Here is an 18,030-nt window from a genome sequence, read left to right as displayed (position 1 = left end):
GTGCTTTGGGGAACGTAAGGGGTGCGTCCTATGCGTCTTCGTCGAGGATCTCGTGGAACCCGAGGATCGAAGCTCTCCCAAGTGGCCGTCGTGGTGGCGTCCGTCGCCCTCGCGGCCTCCGCGTGCGGCAAGACGAGCAGTGAGGCCTCGCAGGAGGACGACAAGGACGACAAGTCCGGCGGATCGTCCTCGGAGTACAAGGGCAAGGGTGTCGGCCTCGCATACGACATCGGCGGCCAGGGCGACCAGTCGTTCAACGACGCCGCGTACGCCGGGTACGAGAAGGCGCGCAAGGACTTCAAGATCGGCGGCGTCGACATGGAGCCCGGCGACGGCGAGTCGAGCGCCGACAAGGTGCAGCGCATCGAGCAGCTGGCCAAGCAGGGCTACGACCCGGTGATCGGCGTCGGCTACATCTACGCCCCCGCCATCAAGGAGGCCGCGGCGAAGTTCCCGAAGACCACCTTCGGGATCATCGACGACAACACCGTCAAGGCGGACAACGTCGCCGACCTCGTGTTCCACGAGGAGCAGGGGTCCTATCTGGCGGGCGTCGCCGCCGCGAAGGCGACCAAGGCCGACCACGTCGGCTTCATCGGCGGCGTCGACATCAACCTCATCCACAAGTTCGAGGCCGGCTTCGTGCAGGGCGTCAAGTCCGTCGACCCCAAGATCAAGATAGAGAAGCGGTATCTGACCGAGAAGCCCGAGGACGGCGGCTTCTCCAGCCCCGACAAGGGGCAGAACGCGGCGAGCGGTCAGATCGAGTCGGGGGCCGACGTGATCTACCACGCGGCGGGTCTCTCCGGGCAGGGCGTGATCCAGGAGGCCGGCTCCCAGAAGGTGTGGGCGATCGGCGTCGACTCCGACCAGTACAAGCAGAAGGCCCTGGCCAAGTACAAGGACTACATCCTCGGCTCGGCCCTCAAGGACGTCGGCGGCGCGGTCTACGACCTGACGAAGTCGGTCGTCGAGGGCAAGCCGATCACGGGCGAGCAGCGCTACGACCTGAAGTCGGGACGCGTCGGGTTCGCCGACTCGAACCCGAAGTACACGGCGATGAAGGACGTGGTCGCCGCCGTGGAGAAGGCCGAGAAGGACATCGTCGACGGAAAGGTCACGGTCGAGACCGTGCCGTAACCGGACCCGCACAGCAGGACCGCGACAGGTGGGGCGCCCCGTGACGTGCGGGGCGCCCCACCGTGCGTCCACGCTCCCGCAACCTCGCGGCCACAGCTCGATAACGGACGGGACAGAAGGGTTCTTATGTCAGGTCTACGCGCGTTACGCTGCGGCGAAATCAGCGCCAGGTGAGGCGCTCGTACGTGCTTGTGCTTGCTTGTACATAAGGAGTTCCTCTCTATGCGCCGGGTTTCCCGAATTGCCGCAGCGGGTGTAGCCACCGCCGCACTCGCCGTCTCCGCCACCGCCTGCGGCGGCACCTCCAGCGACGCCGCCGGTTCCAAGGGCGACGGCAAGAACAAGGGCGTCGCCATCGCGTACGACGTCGGCGGCAAGGGCGACCAGTCCTTCAACGACGCCGCGACGGCGGGCATGGACAAGGTCGCCAAGGACCTGAAGATCGGCAAGAAGGCCGTCGAGCCGACGGACGGCGAGTCCGACGCCGACAAGGCCCAGCGCCTCACCGAGCTCGCCAAGCAGGGCTACAACCCGGTGATCGGCATCGGCTACGCCTACGCCCCCGCCGTGAAGGAAGTCGCCGCGAAGTTCCCGAAGGTCACCTTCGGCATCGTCGACGACGCCACCATCAAGGCGGACAACGTCTCCGACCTGGTCTTCAACGAGGAGCAGTCCTCGTACCTCGCGGGCGTCGCCGCGGCCAAGGCCAGCAAGAAGAAGAGCGTCGGTTTCATCGGCGGCGTGAACAACAACCTGATCCGCAAGTTCGAGGCGGGCTTCGTCCAGGGCGTCAAGGACACCGACAAGTCGGTGAAGATCAAGCGCCAGATGCTCACCGAGAAGGCCGAGGACGGCGGTTTCTCCAGCCCCGACAAGGGCAAGGAAGCGGCCAGCGGCCAGATCGAGGGCGGCGCCGACGTGGTCTACCACGCCGCCGGTCTCTCGGGCCAGGGTGTCATCGAGGCCGCCGCCGCCGAGAAGGTGTGGGCGATCGGTGTCGACTCCGACCAGTACAAGCAGAAGGCCCTGGCCAAGTACAAGAAGTACATCCTGACCTCGGCGACCAAGGACGTCGCCGGAGCGGTGTACAACCTGACGAAGTCGGTCCAGGATGACAACGCCAAGGGCGGCGTGGTCCGTGCCGACCTGGCGTCCGGCGGCGTCGCGCTCGCCGACTCGAACCCCGAGTTCAAGAAGATGAAGGACCTGCAGGCCGCCGTGAAGAAGGCCGAGCAGGACATCAAGAGCGGCAAGATCAAGGTCAAGACCACGCTGTAACCGGACTGCGCTGTAACAGCGAAGTCACGGCCGCGGAACGGGGTGTGGGGGACGATGGTTCCCCGCGCCCCGTTCGCGCGGCCGACTGCTCAACTCCCGTCGAACCAGGGGCGCTACGCGCGTAGGTGGCCCCTTTCCTGAGGATTCCCGAGGAGAGTGCGCCATCGACGCGTCCACCAGCCCTCCGCCCACCGCTAGGGCCGTTGCCGTTGAACTCACCGGCATCACCAAGCGCTTCCCGGGCGTCGTGGCCAACCACGACATCCGCCTGACCGTCCGCAAGGGCACCGTGCACGCCCTCGTCGGCGAGAACGGCGCGGGCAAGTCGACCCTGATGAAGATCCTCTACGGCATGCAGAAGCCGGACGAGGGCACCATCTCGGTCGACGGTGCCGAGGTGACCTTCGCCAGCCCCGCCGACGCCATCGCGCGCGGCATCGGCATGGTCCACCAGCACTTCATGCTCGCCGACCAGCTCACGGTCCTGGAGAACATCGTTCTCGGCAGCGAGAAGCTGCACGGCATCGGCGGCGCGGCCCGCCGCAAGATCGTGGAGATATCCGACCGGTACGGCCTCGGGGTGCGCCCCGACGCCATGGTCGAGGACCTCGGCGTCGCCGACCGGCAGCGCGTGGAGATCCTCAAGGTCCTCTACCGCGGCGCCACCACGCTGATCCTGGACGAGCCGACCGCGGTCCTCGTACCGCAGGAGGTCGACGCGCTCTTCGACAACCTGCGCGAGCTGAAGTCCGAGGGCCTCTCCGTCATCTTCATCTCCCACAAGCTGGGCGAAGTCCTCTCCGTGGCCGACGACATCACCGTCATCCGGCGCGGCACGACCGTCGGCACGGCGATCCCGTCCGAGACGACACCCCGCCAGCTCGCCGAGCTGATGGTCGGCAGCGAGCTGCCCACCCCGGAGACCGCCGAGTCGACGGTCACCGACCGGGCGATGATCGAGGTCAAGGAGCTCAAGCTCCTCGCCGAGGGCGATTCGGGCCGCGCCCTCCTCGACGACATCTCCTTCACCATCCACGAGGGCGAGGTCCTCGGCCTCGCGGGCGTCGAGGGCAACGGCCAGACCGAGCTGATCGACGCGCTCATCGGCCTCAAGCACGCGGACTCCGGCGTGATCCGCATGGCGGGCGAGGACATCACCGCCCTGGCCACGCGCCACCGCCGCGAGCAGGGCGTCGGCTACATCCCCGAGGACCGCCACCGCCACGGCCTCCTCCTGGAGTCGCCGCTCTGGGAGAACCGCATCCTCGGTCACGTCACCGAGAAGCCCAACTCCCGTGGCAAGCGCGGCTTCTGGCTCGACACCAAGGGCGCGCAGGCCGACACCCGGCGCATCGTCGAGCAGTACGACGTCCGTACGCCCGGCATCGACGTCACGGCCGCCTCCCTCTCCGGCGGCAACCAGCAGAAGCTGATCGTCGGCCGCGAGATGAGCCACAAGCCCCGCTTCCTGATCGCCGCCCACCCCACCCGCGGTGTGGACGTCGGCGCACAGGCCCAGATCTGGGACCAGATCCGCGAGGCGCGCCGCGAAGGACTCGCGGTCCTCCTCATCTCGGCGGACCTGGACGAGCTGATCGGCCTTTCCGACACCCTCCGCGTGATCTACCGCGGGCGGCTCGTCGCCGACGCCGATCCGGCCACCATCACGCCGGAGGAGCTGGGTTCGGCGATGACGGGCGCGGCATCCGGCCACCTCGAACACGTAGAAGAAGACCCCGAAGAGGGCTCTGCCGGCACTTCAAAGGACGAGGCCCGATGAAGAAGTTCGACAAGGAGCGCGTGCTCCTCGCGGTGGCTGGACCGGTCATCGCCCTTGTCGTGGCCGTGGCGCTGACCTCGGTCGTGCTGCTCGCCTCGGGCAAGAACCCGATCGAGCCGTACACCCTGATGCTGGAACAGATCAGCTACTCCGACGTCCAGGTCCTGACCATCAACCAGGCCGGGATGTACTACCTGGCCGCGCTCGCGGTGGCCGTCGGCTTCCGCATGAACCTGTTCAACATCGGTGTGGACGGGCAGTACCGCCTCGCCGCGATGACCACCGCCGTCGTCGGCGCGCACATCGCGCTCCCGGCCCCGCTCCAGATCCCGCTCCTGATGCTGGTCGCCATGCTCACCGGCGCCTTCTGGGCGGGCATCGCGGGCATCCTCAAGACCACCCGCGGGGTCAGCGAGGTCGTCGCGACGATCATGCTCAACGCCATCGCGACGAGCGTCATCGGCTACATGACCCTCACCGACAACTTCGGTGTCCCGGTCGGCAACAACCAGACCACCGGTGAGATGCACAAGTCCGGCTGGTTCCCCGGCATCAGCATGGGCGAGTCCGGCGAGATCTACGGCTTCGTGATCATCGCCGCGCTCGCGGGCGTCCTGTACTGGCTGGTCCTGAACCGCACCCGCTTCGGCTTCGACCTGCGCGCCACCGGCGCCTCCCAGTCGGCCGCCGCGGCCTCCGGCGTGAACGCCAAGCGCATGGTGCTCAGCGCGATGCTGATCTCCGGCGCGGTCGCGGGCCTCGCCGGCATGCCGATCCTGCTCGGCGACACCCACACCTACAGCCTCAGCTTCCCCGCGGGGCTCGGCTTCACCGGTATCGGCATCGCCCTGCTCGGCCGCAACAACCCGGTCGGCATCGCGTTCGCCTCGCTCCTGTGGGCCTTCCTCGACAAGGCGTCGCCCGCCCTCGACTACGCCCAGCCGGTGGCGTACGACAAGGAGATCGCGGTGATCATGCAGGGCCTCATCGTGATCGCGGTCGTCGTCTCCTACGAGGCCGTACGCCGTTGGGGCCTCAGCCGTCAGCAGCGCCGCGTCGGCGAGGAACTGGCCGCCGCCGCCCGCAACGACAACGGCACCGACGGCAACAACGACACCGTGAAGGAGGTGGCTGCCCGATGAGCTCGACAACCGTGGCCAAGCCCCCGGCCAAGCAGCCCGCGCCGGGCCGCCGCCGCATCTCGCTCCCCGTCCTCCTGCTGATCATCGCGGGCGTCCTCGTCCTGACCTCCGTGGTCCGGCTGATCACCGACGCGAACGGCATCACCTCCACCGGCCAGATGTCCACCGCGCTGCGGCTCGCCGTGCCGATCGGCCTCGCGGGCCTCGGCGGCCTGTGGGCCGAGCGCGCGGGCGTGGTCAACATCGGCCTTGAGGGCATGCTCATCCTCGGCACCTGGTTCGGCGCGTTCGCCGGTTACCAGTGGGGCCCGTGGGTCGGCATCCTGTTCGGCATACTCGGCGGCGCGCTCGGCGGACTGCTGCACGCGATCGTCACCGTCACCTTCAACGTCAACCACATCGTCTCCGGTGTGGCCCTGAACATCCTCGCCCTGGGCGTCACGCGCTACCTCTCGACCTTCGCCTTCGAGGGCAAGGAGGGCGGTACGTCCAAGCAGTCGCCCCCGGTCGACTCGCTGGGCAGCTTCTCCGTCCCAGGCCTCTCCGACTGGCTCCAGGACCTGAACGAGAAGCACTGGTTCCTGATCTCGGACATCGCGGGCCTGTTCGGCGGTCTCTTCACGAACCTCTCGCCGCTCACCGTCATCGCGGTCGCGATGGTGCCGCTGAGCTGGTGGGTCCTGTGGCGCACGTCGTTCGGTCTGCGCCTGCGCTCCTGCGGCGAGAACCCGGTCGCGGCCGAGTCGCTGGGCGTGAACGTCTACAAGTACAAGTACCTGGCAGTGATCATCTCGGGTGGTCTGGCGGGTCTGGGCGGCGCGTTCCTGTCGCTCGTCGCCTCCAACATCTACCTGGAGGGCCAGACCGGCGGACGCGGCTACATCGGCCTCGCCGCCATGATCTTCGGAAACTGGATGCCGGGCGGACTCGCGCTCGGTGCCGGCCTGTTCGGTTACACCGACAGCCTGAAGCTCCGGGGCGGCGGCACGAACGTGCACGCACTGCTCCTGCTGCTCGCGATCCTGCTGGTCATCGGCGCGGCCTACCTCGTATGGCGCAAGCGTTACGTGCCCGCGGCGATCACCGCGGCCGTCTCGGCGCTGATGTTCGCGTGGTACGGCTTGACCGACGAGGTGCCCAACCAGGTCGTCACCGCGACGCCGTACGTCGTCACGCTGCTGGTGCTCTCGCTCTCCGCCCAGCGGCTGCGGATGCCGAAGGCGGACGGCCAGCCCTACCGAAAGGGACAAGGAACGTGACCGAGACCGACTGGGACGCGCTGCGGGATGCTGCGCGCGAGGCCATGTCCCGTGCGTACGCCCCCTACTCAGGCTTCCCGGTCGGTGCCGCGGCCCTCGTGGACGACGGCCGCACGGTGTCGGGCTGCAACGTGGAGAACGCGTCGTACGGCCTGGGCCTGTGCGCCGAGTGCGGCCTGGTCTCGCAGCTCCAGCTAACCGGGGGCGGCCGTCTGACGCACTTCACGTGCGTCGACGGCAAGGGCGAGATCCTGATGCCGTGCGGCCGCTGCCGCCAACTGCTCTACGAGTTCGGCGGCGCGGCGCTCCTCCTGGAGACGGCCGCGGGCGTCCGGACCCTGGGGGACATGCTGCCGGACCCGTTCGGCCCGGAGCACCTCAACTGACGTACGGCCCCTGCCTGTTGGTGTACGGCGGGCAGGGGCCGTCTTCACCGGGTGACTCTATGCGCGTAGAGTCACCTCGCCGGGTGCGATGGCGCCCAGTGATCACCACAACCATCAATTGAGCAACCATCACGGCGAGAACCTGGTCCGCGAGAGCGGCGCCGGTTTAGGCGCAAAGGGGAGTCATGGACGTCATCTCCGTCATCCGTACGAAGCGGGACCGAGGCGAGCTCAGCGACGAGCAGATCGACTGGGTCATCGACGCGTACACGCGCGGCGCGGTCGCCGACGAGCAGATGTCGGCGCTCGCCATGGCGATCCTCCTGAACGGCATGAACCGCGGCGAGATCGCCCGCTGGACGGCCGCGATGATCGCGAGCGGCGAGCGCATGGACTTCTCCTCCCTCTCCCGCCCCACGTCCGACAAGCACTCCACGGGCGGCGTCGGCGACAAGATCACGCTGCCGCTCGCCCCGCTGGTCGCGGCGTGCGGCGCGGCGGTCCCGCAGCTGTCGGGCCGGGGCCTCGGCCACACCGGCGGCACCCTGGACAAGCTGGAGTCGATCCCGGGCTGGAAGGCCCTCCTGTCGAACGAGGAGATGCTCTCGGTCCTCGACGGCGTCGGCTCGGTGATCTGCGCGGCGGGCGACGGCCTGGCTCCCGCGGACAAGAAGCTCTACGCGCTGCGGGACGTGACGGGCACGGTGGAGGCGATCCCCCTGATCGCCTCGTCCATCATGTCGAAGAAGATCGCCGAGGGCACGGGCTCGCTGGTCCTGGACGTGAAGGTCGGCACCGGCGCCTTCATGAAGAACCTGGAGGACGCCCGCGAACTGGCGTCCACGATGGTCGGGTTGGGCACGGACCACGGCGTACGCACGGTGGCCCTGCTCACGGACATGGCCACGCCGCTGGGCCTGACGGCGGGCAACGCCCTTGAGGTCCGCGAGTCGGTGGAGGTCCTCGCGGGCGGCGGCCCCTCGGACGTGGTCGAGCTGACCCTGGCCCTGGCGCGGGAGATGCTGGACGCGGCGGGCCTGCGTGACGTCGACCCGGCGAAGGCGCTGGCCGACGGCTCGGCGATGGACGTGTGGCGCCGGATGATCTCCGCCCAGGGCGGCGACCCGGACGCGACCCTCCCGGTGGCCCGGGAGACGCACGTCGTGACGGCGCCGTCGTCCGGGGTCCTGACCCGCCTCGACGCGTACGACGTCGGGGTGGCCGCGTGGCGTCTCGGCGCGGGGCGTGCGCGCAAGGAGGACGTGGTCCAGGCGGGTGCGGGTGTGGAGCTGCACGCTAAGCCGGGCGCTCAGGTCCGCGCGGGGGAGCCGCTGATGACCCTGCACACGGACACTCCCGAGCGCTTCGAGTACGCCTTGCAGGCGGTGCAGGGTTCCTTCGACATCGCCCCGGAGGGCACGGAGTTCACGGCGACGCCGATCGTCTTGGACCGCATCGCGTAGGGGCGGGTCCCTGCAGGGCTTTCCCCAGCCCAGCCCCGCCCCTTCCCGATGTTCGTAAGCAGGCGTTCTGTCCCGCCCGGTATCTGACCGGGCGGGACGTCTTCTTCTTGCGTCTATTCCTGTGCCTTTGAGTACGGGGTGGGGATCTCGTCGTCGGGGGTCGGTCCGGCTCCGAGTTCAGGGGCGCACTTGGGGCAGGCGTACAGAGTGGTTCCGGGGCCGCTCGTGCTTTGGATCCAGCGGACAGCCACGGGCGCGCTGGTGTTCTTCTTGCACTTGACGCAGAGCGCAACCGTCACGACGGGCGTTGCGCCGGTCAGTCCCTCGCTCGTCATGCGGACACCCCTACAGCGGCGAACGCGGACGGTCCGAAGGGGGCGCCTGGGTAGCTGTATGGGTAGTCCACGCCCATGGTCGCCAGAACGGCGGCGCGGCGACGTTCCCGGATGAGTGCAAGTTCCATCGTGCTCTCGGATTGCTGCCGGAAGAACGCGGCGGCTTCCTCCTTGGTCGGTCCGGTCCACGGACGCGCCCAAGGGCTGACCGATGTGGGGGTCGGCTCGGCGTGGTCCGCGAGAAATGCGGCGGAGTGCCGTCCGGGGCGACGCGGGGCGAGGACCGAGAGGGCCCAGGTGAGGGCTCGGGCGATACGATCACGCATAGTCGTTCAGCTCCTAGAAAGCTGCTCGGCGGAGCCCCGGCGGACCGGTCCTAAGCGGTCTGTCGGGGCGTTTTCATGTCTGACGTTAGAGCAACCGGTATAGCCCCGTCTAGGTCGGTGCAGTCCGGTACAGGAATGGTCGATTGTCTACGCTTCACGGCATGGCAGCGCTTGAAATCGATCACCAGGCACCGGAGCCCCCGTACCGGCAGATCGCTGCCGATCTGACGGGGCAGATCGAGCGGGGTGAACTCGTCGCCGACCGGCCCATCCCCTCGGAGAAGGCGCTCACGGACCGATACGGGGTTGCCCGCAACACGGTCCGGTCAGCGATTTCCGTACTCAGGGAAAACGGACTCGTCTACACCGTGCCGAACCGGGGGACCTACGTTCGAGATCGCAGCGCCCCCGACGACAAGTAGCCCCGTCCGACGGGTCTGTATCGCCGTCGTCGGACGGGGCTGCAAAAGGGGCTTCGACTTCTCCGGATCCGAAGCGGATTCCGCACCGCACAGGGCTGCGCCCCGGCGAGCGGGCTTGAGGTCAGAAGCTCTTGGCGCGGAGCGTGGGGGCGTCGCCGGAGTTCGTGTGCGTGGCCCCGGCCAGAGGCAGAGCTTCGAGCAGCGTGTTTGCAGCGGCGACCCGGAGAACGCCGACTTCCACGTACGCGCGGCCGTTGCCGGTGACCAGACCACGAACCCTTGAGGCGTCCTCTTCGGAGAGCCCGGCACGGATAAGGGCGGCTCGCATGAGCCCCGCGATGTGGTCAGCCTCTGTGCGCGCGCTCTTGTACTGATTCATGGGAATCATGCGCGCCGCCTCTTCCTGTGCGGATGATTCCGGAGCTCGACGTTCACGTCTGAGACCTTGGACATGTTGCCCGTGGTCCGTGCGTCACTGCGTTCTGCGCTCAGTGCCTCACATACGTCACAGCCGGGCACCGGGTGAGGGTCGCCTTCGAGTCTCAAAGGCAGTTCAACAGGCGGATTGGAATACGTCGTCGGGTTGGTCATGGGTGGACCCCTTGCGTCGTCCTGAGGGTGACAACGCTAGGAACTTGCCTGCCGCAACTCACAGCAGATTGCACGCGATTGCAGGGCAATCAATCAAGCGAGTCAATTGACGCTGTGATCAGTGTCCGAGCCTTCGCACCGTAGACCGCGATATCGGCCAGCATGCTGAACGTTTCGGCATAGGCGCTTACTTCGCTGGGCTGCGTGAGCGTGAGATAGCCCGAGACGAGTTCGACGTTGACCTGCGCCCTGTCGTAGATCCAGAAGCCTTCCACCGGCATCCGTGACCGGCTGAGACGGGTGGGGACCACGCCCAAGCTGACATGGGGAAGCGAACCGATCGTGAGCAGGTGTTCAAGCTGTTCAAGCTGCGTGTCCGACTGCCCGAGCCCGTTCCGGAGAACCGACTCTTCCATCAGGAACGCGAAGCGCCGGTCTCCCTCGTAGAGGACGCGTTGCCGTTCCATACGTACTGCCACGGCGTCGGCCACGTCATCGATGGTGACCCGCCTTCGCTGGACAGCACGCAACACGTCCTCGGTGTACCCATGGGTCTGCAGCAGGCCAGGTACCAACCATGAGGAGTAGGCGCGGAACCAGTGAGTGCGTTCGAAGAGAGGCAGAACGGCCTCCTGTGCCCGCCGCAGTCCTGAACGCTCCATGCGGCGCCATTCCACCCACATGCCTTCAACGGCTCGCAGAGAAGCGATGAGGTCTTCTGTCTGGTCGTCAGCGCCACACGCACGGCACCAGGCCCGGATGTCGTCAGCGCTCGGCTGGGTCTTCGCTGTCGAGATGCGGGACACCTTGGACGGATGCCAGCCACACAGTACGGCTACGTCCTTACCTTCCAGCCCAGCGTCTTTCACCAACTCCCGTAGACGGCCGGCAAGAAGGCGCCGGGCTTGCTGAGCGCTCGATGATCCTGAAGCGGGCATGGGCGGTCAGGTCAGCTTGTGGTCCTCGTGGGGCGTGGCTCGCTCCCAGACCGTCTCAAAGGCCGAGCTGACCAACTCCACAACGGCGGGCTTCGTGCACCATTCCCGGTCCACAATTTCACCGTTGCCGGAGAAGTAGGTGAACAGCACTGACGAGCTGTCGAACATCCAAAGGTCGGTACCCGGGAGTGCGATATCAGCGGCCTTGCGGCGCGGCAGCCAACGCACCAGTTCCCCCGCCGCCACGTTGGCGAACGTCAGGTCGTGCTCGTACCGGATGTACTCGGTGACCGGCTCCGAGACGACCCGAGCCCGGCGCATCACCACTGCGCGTGCCGTCATGTCGCCCACCAGGTCCCGCCAGGGCCCCCACCACTCGGGCAGTTTCGCAGGATCGTTGCCGTACCGGTGATCAGCCCGCCAACGGGCGAACTCGGGGTCATCCGGGGTGTAGCTGTCGCGCATCTCCAGATGCACGGCGGAGTGCTGCGTCTTTGCCAGTCCCTCACGTACGGGGTACTTCACCGTTGTCGCCTTCCGGTCGCGGGATGTACTTCAGCATGACTGCCGGAAGCCGGATGATCGTCTCGTGATTCGGAACGTCTGTGGAGTGACCGGGAATGGAACCGATCTCCTGGCACGCCTTTACGTCTTCTTCCGTGGCCTGTAGGGCTGGATCAACAGGTCTCCCGTGTCCTCGTCCAACCAGATGGTCGGCGAGTCGTCCACGGGCGTGTTCGGGATGATCCCAAGGAAACGTAGCTTCATGACTTCACCCTCTGTCGATCCGATTGCGCTCGATTGCACGACCATCACGCTCGTCGCGAGGGGCGTCAAGAGGGCATACATGTATGGCACTTGATACTGCACCCGGCAAGACAAGCCCCCCACCCACCGCCCTGGAGGGGTGGCGAGCGCGAGGGCTCTTTGATCAGCCGCAAATGTCACAGCCGGGAAGCGGCGGGGTTGGGGAAGGAGAAGTCACTCCGGCAGCAACCTGCCCCGCCGCCCCAGCAGGAACTTCTTGAACGCCGCCACCGGCGGAGTGTCCGGGTGGCCGTCCAGCCAGGCCACGCCGATCTCCCGCACCGCCCGCTGCCCCGTCACCGTCAGCTCCACAACTCCCGGACGCGGGACGGCCGGTGGTGGCAGGAGGGCCACCCCCAGGCCCGCCGCCACCAGGCCACGCAGCGTCTCCGCCTCCTCCCCCTCGAACGCGATCCGCGGCTTGAAGCCCGCCTCCTGGCAGAGGTCGTCCGTGATGCGCCGCAGGCCGTAGCCCGGTTCGAGGGTCACGAAGGCCTCGTCCGCCGCCTCCGCGAGGCGGACCCGCTTCCGGGAGGCGAGGCGGTGGTCGTCCGGCACGACGAGGCGCAGGCGCTGCTCGTCCAGGCGGCGGGCCACCAGGTCGGGGGCGTCCGGCACGGGCGAGGTCAGGCAGAGGTCCAGCTCCCCTGCCCGCAGCCGCTCGATCATCGCCTCCCCGTAGTTCTGTACGAGGCTGAAGCGGACCCTTGGATGGTCCGCGCGGAAGGCGCGGATCAGGCCGGGTACGGTCTCCGAGCCCATCGTGTGGAGGAAGCCGAAGGCGACCTTGCCCGACGCCGGGTCCGCGTCCGCCCGCACCGACTCCGCGGCCCGCTCCACCTCGCCGAGCGCCCGCTCGACGGAGGCGAGGAACGTACGGCCCGCCGGGGTCAGGGACACCGTCCTGCCGTGCCGCGCGAACAGGTCGACCCCCAGATCCTGTTCGAGGCGCACCAGCGCACGCGACAGCGTCGACTGCGGCACCTGCATCTCCTGCGCGGCCCGCGTCACGTGCTCCGTCCGCGCGACCCCCGCGAAGTACGCGAGGCGCGGCGAGAGCAGCGCCGACCAGGACCCGGGTGTCAGCTCGGCGGGCGCCGACGCGCCCGCGCCGATGTCTCCTATGTAACTGCTCTGCGACAGACGCTGCTCTGAACTGCGCTCATGCACCATGGGAACGATTATGGCCAATCCATGCATTGGACGGATGAGTCACGTGTGCCTACGTTCGACACATGCCTCCTGCCAGTAGCGGGGCGTCCGCCACCCACGCGGTCGCCCCCGCCCCGTCGTCCACCGATGCCTCTCCCGAAGCCGACTCCCGGCTCACCCCCGGCGGCCCCGGCTACCGCCGGATGAGCTTCGCCCTCTTCCTCGCGGGTGTCGCCACCTTCGCCCTCCTCTACTCCACGCAGGCGCTGCTCCCCCTCGTCTCCGCCGACTTCGGCGTCAGCGCGAGCACCGCGAGTTGGACGGTCTCGGCCGCCACGGGCGCGCTCGCCCTCTTCGTACTGCCCCTGAGCGCGCTCAGCGAGCGCTTCGGGCGGCGGACGCTGATGACGGTCTCGCTGACGGTCGCGGTGGTCGTGGGGCTGCTCGTCCCCTTCGCGCCCTCCATCGGCGCGCTCATCGCGCTGCGTGCCGTGCAGGGCGCGGCGCTCGCCGGGCTCCCGGCGTCCGCGATGGCGTTCCTCGCGGAGGAGGTCAGGCCCAAGGCGCTGGTCGCCGCGATCGGCATGTTCGTGGCGGGGAATTCGATCGGCGGCATGAGCGGGCGCGTCATCACGGGCTGGGTCGCGCAGGCCTGGGGCTGGCGCGTGGCCGTGGGTGTGGTCGGCATCGTGGCCGTCCTGTGCGCGCTCGCCTTCCGCGCGCTGCTGCCCGCGCCGCGCCACTTCACCGCGGGCTCGCTCAACCCCAAGGCGCTGGGCCGTACGATCCGTTCGCACCTCGCCAACCCGCTGCTGTGCAGGCTGTACGCGATCGGCGCGCTGTTCATGACGGTCTTCGGCGCGGTCTACACGGTGATCGGCTACCGCCTCACCGAGGCGCCCTTCTCGCTCCCGCAGGGCATCATCGGCTCGATCTTCCTGGTCTATCTCGTCGGTACGGTCTCCTCGGCCGCCGCGGGCAAGCTGGTGGCGCGGCTCGGCAGGCGCGGGGCGCTGTACCTGGCGGTGAGCACGACGGCCGGCGGTCTGCTGCTCTCCCTGTCCGACTCCCTGGCCATGGTGCTGCTCGGGCTCGTCCTGATCACCGCGGGCTTCTTCGCAGGTCACGCGGTCGCGTCCTCGTCCGTCAGCCGTACGGCCACCGCGGGGCGTGCGCAGGCTTCGGCGCTCTACCAGTCCGCGTACTACCTGGGCTCCAGCGCGGGCGGCACGCTCGGCGCGGTCGCCTTCCACTCGGGGGGCTGGGCCGGGACGGTGGGCCTGGGTCTGCTCGCGGTGCTCGGCGTCGTGTCCATCACCGTCTGGGGGTCGCACGCGGCCCGGGTCCAGGAGCGGCGGGACCGGCGGGGGCTCGTGGCCGCGCACTAGCTGTTCCGGGCGACCCCCTCCCGCCTGCGGGTTTTCCTACTCCGGGGGCCGTTGTCAGTGGGCTGCGGTAGCTTCCAAAGTGCTGGGACTTTCGTGGTAGCCGCAGGGGTGGGTGGGTCGGTATGACGGACATCGCAGGGACGACGTCGGAACTGGACGTCACGCTGGAGAAACACCGGGTCGAGCTGACCGGGTACTGCTATCGCATGCTGGGCTCGGCCTTCGAGGCCGAGGACGCGGTGCAGGACACGATGGTCCGCGCCTGGCGGAGCTACGAGAAGTTCGAGGGCCGCTCCAGCCTCAGGTCGTGGCTGTACAGGATCGCGACGAACGTCTGCCTGGACATGCTCAACGCGGGCAACCGCCGCGCCCGTCCCATGGACCTGACCGCGGCGGCCCCGCTGGCCCAGGCCGCTCTCACGCCGCGCCCGGACAATGTATGGCTGGAGCCGATGCCGGACGCGCGCATGCTGCCGTCCGTCAGTGACCCCGCGGAGGCGGCCGTGGCGAAGGAGTCGGTGCGGCTCGCGTTCGTCGCCGCCCTGCAACAACTGCCGCCCAAGCAGCGGGCGGTGCTCATCCTGCGCGAGGTCCTCGCGTGGAAGGCCAGCGAGGCGGCCGAGCTCCTCGACACGTCGGTGGCTTCCGTCAACAGCGCGTTGCAGCGGGCGCGGGCGACGCTGGCCGAGGGCCATGCGGACGACACGGCGGTGTCCGATCCGCTGGACGACGAGCAGCAGAAGCTCCTTGAGCGCTATGTCGCCGCCTTCGAGGGCTATGACATGGCGGCGCTGACGGCGCTGCTGCACGAAGACGCCATCATGACGATGCCCCCGTTCGACCTGTGGCTGCGCGGCACGTCCGACATCACCGGCTTCATGTCGACCATCGGCGCGTCCTGCGCCGACAGCAAGCTGTTCCCGGTGGAGGTCAACGGCACGCCGGGCTTCGCCCACTACAAGCCCGACCCCGAGAAGGGTGGGTTCGCGCCGTGGGCGGTTCAGGTCATCGAGATCTCAGAGGGGCGGATCGCGGGCTTCCACTGCTTCCTGGACACGCCCCGGTGGTTCCCGCTGTTCGGCCTGCCGCTCCATCTCGATCTCCATGGGGATCCCGACGAGGTCCAGTAGTTCGCGCAGGTGCGGGGCCGGGTTCCGCAGGCGGATCCGGCCGCCCGCGCGGCGGGCGGTGAGCTGGAGGCGGGCCAGCGCGTCTATCGCTGCCAGGACGGGTGGGCCCAGGTCCGCGACGTCGCATACGAGGACGTCCGCGCCGGTCGCTTGCAACGTGGCGCGGGCCTCCTCGCAGAGGCGGTGCGTGGCCTCTCGGTCAAGGGTGCCGGTGAGGGTCAGGTCTGGCTGCGGTTTGGGGTTCACGTTGGGATGACTGGGCGGGGGGCCGGAACTCATCGGTAGGTCCGCCAACCCGGTGGCGCGGGGCAAGGGGTGCCCGCGCGCGGAGCGCGCTAATAGGCGCAGTGGGGAAAGCCCCGCAGGGACCGCCCGAGCTCGAGCCCAGGCACCTCACCGCTGCCGCATCGACTCCCCGAAGCCGGAGGCGAGCGGCATCCGCAGCCCCAGCGGCGGCGGAGCCGCCAGCGCGTCCTCCAGCGGGCGCGAGTACGCGTGTCCGAACAGCGAACCCAGGACGAAGTCCGATGCCAGCGCCTGGACTTCGGAGTGATGTTGCTGCAACCGGTGTCCGTCGGAGTGGACTTCGAACCGGCACACCTCCCGGTTCGCCTTCTTCGCCCGCTCCGCGAGCCGGAACGAGAGCTCGGGATCGGTCCGTTCGTCGTTCGTGCCGTGCACGATCAGGACCCGCCGCCCCGCGAGCTGCTTCACCGGTTCGGGGGACGCGGCCACATCGTCCTCGGGCAGCCAAGGGGCCAGCGCGAGGACGGAGTTGACCGCGTCGTGTCCTGCCACCCGCAGCGCGGCCCGGCCGCCCATGTCCATGCCGACGAGGCAGATCGAGACGTCGCCGTAGAGGCGGACGATCTCGTCCGCCGCCCACTCCGTGTCCCGCGCGAGCTGCGCCTGCGCGCCGTTCCACCCCCGGCAGCGGTAATGGACGACGTGCGCGGCGAGCCCCTCGCCGCGGCCGTCCTGGGCGAGCCTGCGGCCGAGCGCGCGCATCGCGTTCGCGGCGAACGGGGACGGCTTGCGGGCAGAGGTCTCGTGGCCGCCGGGGAGCAGCAGCACCGCGCCGCTGACCGCCGATGGACGGGTGCCGATCACGCGCCCGAGCCTGGCCGCGCGCGCGGAATCGGGCGTCGCTTGCTGTGCCATGACAGAACAGTGTCAGAAGCGATGGTGTACGCCACCCGTCCGCGGGGTCACTGTTACGTATCGACCCGTGAGATCTACGCGCGTAGGCGCTAGAGTGCCGAGATGACGAGCCAGACCACCAAAGCCGGTCACACGGACCGCGAAACGCCCAGCGCCGAACAGATCCGCCGCGCCCCGAAGGTGCTCCTGCACGACCACCTCGACGGCGGTCTGCGCCCCGGCACGATCGTCGACCTAGCCCGTGAGTCGGGGTACGAGTCACTGCCCGAGACCGACCCCGACAAGCTCGGGATCTGGTTCAGGGAGGCCGCCGACTCCGGTTCGCTGCCGCGCTATCTGGAGACCTTCGCCCACACCTGCGCTGTCATGCAGACGAAGGACGCCCTCAAGCGCGTGGCGGCCGAGTGCGCCGAGGACCTCGCCGAGGACGGCGTCGTCTACGCCGAGATCCGGTACGCCCCCGAGCAGCACCTGGAGCAGGGCCTCACCCTCGAAGAGGTCGTCGAGGCCGTCAACGAAGGCTTCCGGGAGGGCGAGCGGCGCGCGAAGGCGAACGGCCACCGCATCCGCGTGGGCGCGCTCCTCACCGCCATGCGGCACGCGGCCCGCGCCCTGGAGATCGCCGAACTCGCCAACCGCTACCGCGACCTGGGCGTCGTCGGCTTCGACATCGCGGGCGCGGAGGCGGGCTTCCCGCCCACCCGGCACCTCGACGCGTTCGAGTACCTCAAGCGCGAGAACAACCACTTCACCATCCACGCGGGCGAGGCCTTCGGCCTGCCGTCCATCTGGCAGGCCCTCCAGTGGTGCGGTGCCGACCGGCTCGGCCACGGCGTGCGGATCATCGACGACATTCAGGTCGCCGACGACGGCACCGTCAAGCTCGGCCGCCTCGCCAGCTACGTACGCGACAAGCGCATCCCCCTGGAGATGTGCCCCAGCTCCAACCTCCAGACCGGTGCGGCGAGCTCGTACGCCGAGCACCCCATCGGCCTGCTCCGCAAGCTGCACTTCCGTGCCACGGTGAATACGGACAATCGTCTTATGTCCGGCACCAGCATGAGCCGCGAATTCGAGCACCTGGTCGGCACATTCGGCTACACACTCGACGACATGCAGTGGTTCACAGTCAATGCGATGAAATCAGCGTTCATTCCTTTCGATGAACGCCTTGCCATGATCAATGACGTCATCAAGCCCGGATATGCCGAGCTGAAGTCCGAATGGCTGTTCCGTCAGACCGCCTCCACCAGGGCTTCTGTCGACGTGTAACAGAAATTGAGGCAATGCGGGCGCGGCCGGGAACATTAATTCCCGGTCGCGTTTCGCTGT

19 protein-coding genes and 1 pseudogene are annotated in these 18,030 nt (G+C 68.5%); 11 read left to right on the top strand and 9 right to left on the bottom strand.

Annotated features, from left to right (window positions below; all coding sequences use genetic code 11):
* The first annotated feature begins 30 nt into the window (after positions 1–30).
* From M4V62_RS17325 to M4V62_RS17295, 7 genes are all read left to right on the top strand, one after another.
* The gene (locus tag M4V62_RS17325) at positions 31–1,140 is read left to right on the top strand and encodes a BMP family lipoprotein (RefSeq protein WP_249588170.1); all 1,110 of its coding nucleotides are present in this window, start codon (positions 31–33) and stop codon (positions 1,138–1,140) included.
* Between the two features lie 222 nt (positions 1,141–1,362).
* A complete protein-coding gene (locus tag M4V62_RS17320) occupies positions 1,363–2,418 on the top strand; it encodes a BMP family lipoprotein (RefSeq protein WP_249588169.1) in 1,056 nt (351 codons plus the stop codon).
* A gap of 163 nt (positions 2,419–2,581) precedes the next feature.
* Complete coding sequence (locus tag M4V62_RS17315; RefSeq protein ID WP_249592877.1) at positions 2,582–4,198, top strand: ABC transporter ATP-binding protein; 1,617 nt, start codon at positions 2,582–2,584, stop codon at positions 4,196–4,198.
* A complete protein-coding gene (locus M4V62_RS17310) occupies positions 4,195–5,340 on the top strand; it encodes an ABC transporter permease (protein ID WP_249588168.1) in 1,146 nt (381 codons plus the stop codon). Before M4V62_RS17315 ends, M4V62_RS17310 begins: the two co-directional genes overlap by 4 nt.
* On the top strand, positions 5,337–6,599 hold the full coding sequence (locus M4V62_RS17305; RefSeq protein WP_249588167.1) for an ABC transporter permease: 1,263 nt from the start codon (positions 5,337–5,339) through the stop codon (positions 6,597–6,599). The genes M4V62_RS17310 and M4V62_RS17305 overlap by 4 nt, the downstream gene beginning before the upstream one ends.
* Positions 6,596–6,985, top strand: coding sequence for a cytidine deaminase (locus tag M4V62_RS17300; RefSeq protein WP_249588166.1), 390 nt, complete (start codon positions 6,596–6,598; stop codon positions 6,983–6,985). The genes M4V62_RS17305 and M4V62_RS17300 overlap by 4 nt, the downstream gene beginning before the upstream one ends.
* A gap of 185 nt (positions 6,986–7,170) precedes the next feature.
* Positions 7,171–8,448 (top strand): thymidine phosphorylase, encoded by a 1,278-nt coding sequence (locus M4V62_RS17295; RefSeq protein WP_249588165.1) that lies wholly within the window; start codon positions 7,171–7,173, stop codon positions 8,446–8,448.
* Between the two features lie 113 nt (positions 8,449–8,561).
* On the opposite strand, the gene M4V62_RS17290 is transcribed toward M4V62_RS17295, so the two are convergent.
* A complete protein-coding gene (locus M4V62_RS17290; RefSeq protein WP_249588164.1) occupies positions 8,562–8,783 on the bottom strand; it encodes a hypothetical protein in 222 nt (73 codons plus the stop codon).
* On the bottom strand, positions 8,780–9,109 hold the full coding sequence (locus M4V62_RS17285; RefSeq protein WP_249588163.1) for a hypothetical protein: 330 nt from the start codon (positions 9,107–9,109) through the stop codon (positions 8,780–8,782). Before M4V62_RS17285 ends, M4V62_RS17290 begins: the two co-directional genes overlap by 4 nt.
* 161 nt (positions 9,110–9,270) lie before the next feature.
* Here M4V62_RS17285 and M4V62_RS17280 point away from each other — a divergent pair, with 161 nt between their 5' ends.
* Positions 9,271–9,531, top strand: coding sequence for a GntR family transcriptional regulator (locus M4V62_RS17280; protein ID WP_249588162.1), 261 nt, complete (start codon positions 9,271–9,273; stop codon positions 9,529–9,531).
* Between the two features lie 121 nt (positions 9,532–9,652).
* Here M4V62_RS17280 and M4V62_RS17275 read toward each other — a convergent pair whose 3' ends face one another.
* The 5 genes and pseudogenes from M4V62_RS17275 to M4V62_RS17250 form a co-directional block, all read right to left on the bottom strand.
* Positions 9,653–9,919 carry a hypothetical protein gene (locus tag M4V62_RS17275; RefSeq protein WP_249588161.1) on the bottom strand — a complete coding sequence of 89 codons (267 nt, stop codon included), beginning with the start codon at positions 9,917–9,919 and terminating at the stop codon, positions 9,653–9,655.
* Positions 9,920–10,211: 292 nt separating this feature from the next.
* Entirely contained in the window at positions 10,212–11,060 is an 849-nt protein-coding gene (locus M4V62_RS17265; RefSeq protein ID WP_249588159.1) for a helix-turn-helix domain-containing protein, read from the bottom strand.
* A gap of 6 nt (positions 11,061–11,066) precedes the next feature.
* Positions 11,067–11,585, bottom strand: a complete 519-nt coding sequence (locus tag M4V62_RS17260; protein WP_249588158.1) for a DUF6879 family protein — start codon at positions 11,583–11,585, stop codon at positions 11,067–11,069.
* Positions 11,566–11,828 (bottom strand): annotated as a pseudogene (locus M4V62_RS17255) (hypothetical protein). Before M4V62_RS17255 ends, M4V62_RS17260 begins: the two are co-directional and overlap by 20 nt.
* A gap of 213 nt (positions 11,829–12,041) precedes the next feature.
* Entirely contained in the window at positions 12,042–13,040 is a 999-nt protein-coding gene (locus M4V62_RS17250; protein ID WP_249588157.1) for a LysR family transcriptional regulator, read from the bottom strand.
* Positions 13,041–13,102: 62 nt separating this feature from the next.
* Here M4V62_RS17250 and M4V62_RS17245 point away from each other — a divergent pair, with 62 nt between their 5' ends.
* Both M4V62_RS17245 and M4V62_RS17240 read left to right on the top strand, forming a co-directional pair.
* Positions 13,103–14,407, top strand: coding sequence for an MFS transporter (locus M4V62_RS17245; protein WP_249588156.1), 1,305 nt, complete (start codon positions 13,103–13,105; stop codon positions 14,405–14,407).
* A gap of 122 nt (positions 14,408–14,529) precedes the next feature.
* Entirely contained in the window at positions 14,530–15,537 is a 1,008-nt protein-coding gene (locus M4V62_RS17240; RefSeq protein ID WP_249588155.1) for a sigma-70 family RNA polymerase sigma factor, read from the top strand.
* On the opposite strand, the gene M4V62_RS17235 is transcribed toward M4V62_RS17240, so the two are convergent.
* The gene (locus M4V62_RS17235; RefSeq protein ID WP_249588154.1) at positions 15,424–15,816 is read right to left on the bottom strand and encodes an STAS domain-containing protein; all 393 of its coding nucleotides are present in this window, start codon (positions 15,814–15,816) and stop codon (positions 15,424–15,426) included. The genes M4V62_RS17240 and M4V62_RS17235 overlap by 114 nt on opposite strands.
* A 114-nt stretch (positions 15,817–15,930) precedes the next feature.
* Positions 15,931–16,698, bottom strand: coding sequence for an alpha/beta hydrolase (locus M4V62_RS17230; protein ID WP_249588153.1), 768 nt, complete (start codon positions 16,696–16,698; stop codon positions 15,931–15,933).
* Positions 16,699–16,800: 102 nt separating this feature from the next.
* On the opposite strand from M4V62_RS17230, the gene M4V62_RS17225 reads away from it, so the two are divergent.
* The gene (locus tag M4V62_RS17225; RefSeq protein WP_249588152.1) at positions 16,801–17,970 is read left to right on the top strand and encodes an adenosine deaminase; all 1,170 of its coding nucleotides are present in this window, start codon (positions 16,801–16,803) and stop codon (positions 17,968–17,970) included.
* Positions 17,971–18,030: the final 60 nt, after the last annotated feature.

This window comes from Streptomyces durmitorensis, from assembly GCF_023498005.1.
Lineage (GTDB): Bacteria > Actinomycetota > Actinomycetes > Streptomycetales > Streptomycetaceae > Streptomyces > Streptomyces durmitorensis.
Note: the sequence above shows the minus strand (reverse complement) of the source record. Positions and strands in the feature narration are given on the sequence as shown.

Coding starts and splice junctions, on each gene's coding strand:
- M4V62_RS17325 (WP_249588170.1), top strand. CDS start 31: ATGCGTCTTCGTCGAGGATCTCGTGGAACCCGAGGATCGAAGCTCTCC.
- M4V62_RS17320 (WP_249588169.1), top strand. CDS start 1,363: ATGCGCCGGGTTTCCCGAATTGCCGCAGCGGGTGTAGCCACCGCCGCA.
- M4V62_RS17310 (WP_249588168.1), top strand. CDS start 4,195: ATGAAGAAGTTCGACAAGGAGCGCGTGCTCCTCGCGGTGGCTGGACCG.
- M4V62_RS17305 (WP_249588167.1), top strand. CDS start 5,337: ATGAGCTCGACAACCGTGGCCAAGCCCCCGGCCAAGCAGCCCGCGCCG.
- M4V62_RS17295 (WP_249588165.1), top strand. CDS start 7,171: ATGGACGTCATCTCCGTCATCCGTACGAAGCGGGACCGAGGCGAGCTC.
- M4V62_RS17290 (WP_249588164.1), bottom strand. CDS start 8,783: ATGACGAGCGAGGGACTGACCGGCGCAACGCCCGTCGTGACGGTTGCG.
- M4V62_RS17285 (WP_249588163.1), bottom strand. CDS start 9,109: ATGCGTGATCGTATCGCCCGAGCCCTCACCTGGGCCCTCTCGGTCCTC.
- M4V62_RS17280 (WP_249588162.1), top strand. CDS start 9,271: ATGGCAGCGCTTGAAATCGATCACCAGGCACCGGAGCCCCCGTACCGG.
- M4V62_RS17275 (WP_249588161.1), bottom strand. CDS start 9,919: ATGATTCCCATGAATCAGTACAAGAGCGCGCGCACAGAGGCTGACCAC.
- M4V62_RS17265 (WP_249588159.1), bottom strand. CDS start 11,060: ATGCCCGCTTCAGGATCATCGAGCGCTCAGCAAGCCCGGCGCCTTCTT.
- M4V62_RS17250 (WP_249588157.1), bottom strand. CDS start 13,040: ATGGTGCATGAGCGCAGTTCAGAGCAGCGTCTGTCGCAGAGCAGTTAC.
- M4V62_RS17245 (WP_249588156.1), top strand. CDS start 13,103: ATGCCTCCTGCCAGTAGCGGGGCGTCCGCCACCCACGCGGTCGCCCCC.
- M4V62_RS17240 (WP_249588155.1), top strand. CDS start 14,530: ATGACGGACATCGCAGGGACGACGTCGGAACTGGACGTCACGCTGGAG.
- M4V62_RS17235 (WP_249588154.1), bottom strand. CDS start 15,816: ATGAGTTCCGGCCCCCCGCCCAGTCATCCCAACGTGAACCCCAAACCG.
- M4V62_RS17230 (WP_249588153.1), bottom strand. CDS start 16,698: ATGGCACAGCAAGCGACGCCCGATTCCGCGCGCGCGGCCAGGCTCGGG.
- M4V62_RS17225 (WP_249588152.1), top strand. CDS start 16,801: ATGACGAGCCAGACCACCAAAGCCGGTCACACGGACCGCGAAACGCCC.